Genomic DNA, 3,782 nt, shown 5'->3' with positions numbered 1-3,782 from the left:
GCGCTGGGCACGCCGGGCCAAGGCAACGCATTTTTGGAAAGCTGAGTTGCGCCGCCGGCCCTGTCATGCGGCGGTCATCCTTCCTAGACTCGCCACCGCTTCGGCACCATCCGGGCCGGCGAACAAGGAAGCACATGACGACTTCGAGCGATCCATGCGGGCATTCGGCTACCAGCCGGCGGCGGTTCATCCTTTCCGCCGGCGCATTGGCCGCCGTGCCGCTGAGTGGCTGCGGCGGTGGCGGCAACAGCGGCAACGGCTTTCTCCCGTTGCCCACTGCGGCGGCGCCTCCCGCACCCGCCCCTGCACCCGCGCCGGCCCCGGCACCCATGGTCGAAACGAGCTCCGGCACATTGAAGGGCCAGCGCACGGCCGATGACGCCGTCGCGTTCTTCCTCGGCGTCCCGTATGCGCAGCCGCCCGTCGGCGCCCTGCGCTTTCGCTCGCCGCAGCCGTACCGGGCCCCGGGCGGCGTGTTCGACGCCACGGCCTTCGGGGCCGCCAGCCTGCAGACCTTGCCGGCGTACGTGACCTGGATCTATCCCTCCCCTGCGGTTCAGAGCGAGGATTGCCTGACGCTGAACGTGTGGGCGCCGAGCCAGCGCCGCAAGCTGCCCGTCGTGGTGTGGCTGCACGGCGGCGCATGGCGCACCGGCGCCACCAGCATGCCGCTGATGAACGGCGAGGCGCTCGCGCGCAAGGGCGTGGTCGTCGTCACCGCCAATTTCCGGCTCGGCGCGATGGGCACGCTGTCGCATCCGGACCTCGTCGATCCCGACACGGGGACGCAGGCCAACTGGCAGTTGCAGGACCAGATCGCGGTGCTGCAGTGGGTGCAGCGTAACGCCGAGGCTTTCGGTGGCGATCCCGCCAATGTCTGCCTCATCGGGCAGTCCGCCGGCGGCACGAGCGGCGCGATCCTGGCGCAGAACCCTGTTGCGCGGGCCTGCTTCCAGAAGGCCATGCTGTTGAGCCCGGCCGGGGTGCCGGCGCCCACCGGCTTCACCCTGGCTGATGCCGGAAGGTATGCCGAAGCGCTGGCCGCCAGGCTGCAGACAACGCCCTCGGGCTTGCGCGACATTCCGGCGTCGATGCTGCACCAGGCCGAACTCGCGCTCAATGCGCAGCCGCTGCCTGCGGGCATCACCTCCGGCCGGGGCTTGCGCGCAGCACCGATCATCGATGGCCAGGTCTGCCTTTCCGACTGGACGCGCACCGCGTGGCCAGGCGATCTTCCCCTCGTGATCACCAATACGCTGACGGAAGGATCGTTCTTCCTCGATGCCTACGACCCGATCACCCAGGCACGGCTGACGCCGGCCTTGCCCGCCAGCCGCGCCGAGCTCCTGGCCCTGGTGACACCCCAGGCGGGTGGCTCGCAGGCGAACGCCGATGCGGTGATCGACGCCTACACCGATGCAGCCGCACGCGAAGGCCGGTCGACCGCGCCGGGTGATGTGTGGATCGAGATCTATGGCGACCGCGTCCTGCGCAACTTCAGCGTGCGCTATGCCGCCAAGGTTGCCGGCGACGGAGGCAATGTCCGATACGCCACCTATGCGCATCAGATCCAGGCGCCGGGGCGCGGCGTGCCCCATTGCGCGGAATTGCCCATGCTGTTCGGCAGCTTCGGGCTCGACTACTACCGGGACAAGGTGGGAGCAGGCGCTGCCGAAGCGCAGCTGTCGGACGCATTGATGACCGCGGTGCTGTCGTTCGCAAGCGATGGGAATGCACGGCTGGCGCCCGCGCTCGACTGGCCGCGCTTTTCGGGCGCATCGGACTCCGCGGCGTCGTTCGGCGGACAGAACGCCGCGGTGGCAACGATCGGCCCGGTACCCAAGGTCGCACAACTGGGTGTCTGGGACGCCCTGCTCGGCTATTGAGTCACCCGGGCCGGCGCAAGGTTCCGGCGTTTCGCCATCCAAGGCGGCTGGATGCTTCGGCTGCCGCATGRCGAACGGCGGTCGCGGCGCTGGAGTTCCAGTCGGCCGAAAAACCGTCCCGGTGCCCGAGCGCCGTGATCACGACAACAGGTTCGCCGTCGTGGTCGAGCACAGGGGCGCTGAAGGCGTTGACGCCGGGAATCGGCTTTCCCTCGGCGCGCGTGACGCCGTGCTCGCGAAGCTCCGCCACAGCCTGCCGAAGCTCCTCGGCCTTCGGCTTGCGCAGCGGCGCCTTCCGGTCGTCCGGGTCTCCGAGCGCTACCGCCATGGCCCTCTCGATGCGTTCGGCGGGCAGCACGGCGGCAAAGGCGCGGCCGGTGGCCGTGCCGAGTATCGACATCACGGTTCCCGCGCGCATGGAGACATGCAGCGGTTCGCGTGCCTCGATCATCCGGATGATCGTCGGTCCGAAGTTGCCCCAGATGGCCACCGCGACCGCATGTCCGGTGGACGCCGCAAGCTGCTGGGCAACGGGCAACGCCACCCGGACCGGGTCCAGCTGGTGCAGGCATGTCAGTCCCAGGCGCAGCGCGGCCGGGCCGAGCGCATAGCGGCCGGTGTCGGGTTCCTGCTCGATCAGTCCGAGCTTGCCGAAGCTCACCAGGTACGGGTGCGCACGTGAAGCGGGCAGCCCGGATCGGCTCGAGAGGTCCCTGAGCGTCAGGGGCGTCTGGCTGTCGGCCAGCGCAAGCAGAAGCCGCCCGCCGACTTCGATCGCCTGGACGGCCCGCTGCGCCTTGTCTTCCTTCCCAGCTTCTTCGGGGTGGCTGTCTCGCATATCGCCTTTCAGGTTGCCGCAAGTCTAGTTCGCACGGGAGGACGGGATTCACCACGCGCCAGCCCCGCTGGCAGCGGCTGGTTCTGGGGGAAAACACCTAGTTCATCCTATGCAAATCAGTTTGCCATAAACAAATCCACATCGCATACTACAAACGCGTTTGTTTTAGACAAATTCAATCCCAGGAGCCCTACGCATGAACACCCCCAAGAAATTCGCCTCGCAAGCCGACCTCGAAGAGAAGCAGGTCAGCTTCACCAGGCTCTCGGAACACGCCTGGGCCTATACCGCCGAAGGCGACCCGAACACCGGCATCGTCGTGGGGGACGACGCCGTGCTCGTGGCCGACACCCAGGCCACGCCGGCCATGGCGCAGGACGTGGTCAGGCGCATCCGCGAAGTGACCGACAAGCCGATCAAGTACGTGGTGCTCACGCACTATCACGCGGTGCGCGTGCTGGGAGCGAGCGGCTTCGATCCGCAACAGATCATTGCGAGCCAGGACACGCGCGACCTGATCGTCGAGCGCGGCGAGCAGGACAAGGCCAGCGAGATCGGCCGCTTCCCGCGCCTGTTCCGAAACGTGGAAACGGTGCCGCCGGGCCTGACCTGGCCCACCATGACCTTCACCGGCAAGATGACCTTGTGGCTCGGCAAGCTCGAGGTGCAACTGCTGCAACTCGGGCGCGGCCACACCAAGGGCGACACCGTGGTCTGGCTGCCGCAGGAGCGCGTGCTGCTCAGCGGCGACCTGGTCGAGTTCGACGCCACGCCCTACGCCGGCGATGCCTATTTCAAGGACTGGCCGCAGACGCTCGAGAACCTCGCGGCCTTGAAACCCGCCGCGCTGGTTCCGGGCCGCGGCCCCGCCCTGCTGGGCGAGGCGCAGGTGGCCGCCGGCCTCAGGGCCACCGGCGGCTTCATTGCCGACGTGCGCGCCTGCGTCGAAGCCGGCGTGGCCGCGGGCAAGGACCTTCATGCGGTCTACCAGGACACCTTCGCGCAACTCAAGCCCAAGTACGGTCACTGGGTGATCTTCGACCACTGCATGCCCTTCG

3 protein-coding genes are annotated in these 3,782 nt (G+C 68.2%); 2 read left to right on the top strand and 1 reads right to left on the bottom strand.

Annotation, left to right across the window (positions count from 1 at the left end):
• Positions 1–134: 134 nt before the first annotated feature.
• Positions 135–1,886, top strand: coding sequence for a carboxylesterase/lipase family protein (locus tag AC1DOC_RS23880; RefSeq protein WP_478129121.1), 1,752 nt, complete (start codon positions 135–137; stop codon positions 1,884–1,886).
• Position 1,887: 1 nt separating this feature from the next.
• Here the strand turns inward: AC1DOC_RS23880 and AC1DOC_RS23875 are convergent, their stop codons facing one another.
• Positions 1,888–2,724 (bottom strand): IclR family transcriptional regulator, encoded by an 837-nt coding sequence (locus AC1DOC_RS23875; RefSeq protein ID WP_478080076.1) that lies wholly within the window; start codon positions 2,722–2,724, stop codon positions 1,888–1,890.
• A 196-nt stretch (positions 2,725–2,920) separates the two neighbouring features.
• Between AC1DOC_RS23875 and AC1DOC_RS23870 the strand changes: the two genes are divergently transcribed.
• A partial coding sequence (locus AC1DOC_RS23870) for an MBL fold metallo-hydrolase (protein WP_478130624.1) occupies positions 2,921–3,782 on the top strand: 862 nt, incomplete at its 3' end.

The organism is Variovorax sp. 01T439_2, assembly GCF_056398445.1.
The sequence above is the reverse complement of the archived record's forward strand: the minus strand, read 5'-3'. Positions and strand labels throughout refer to the sequence as shown.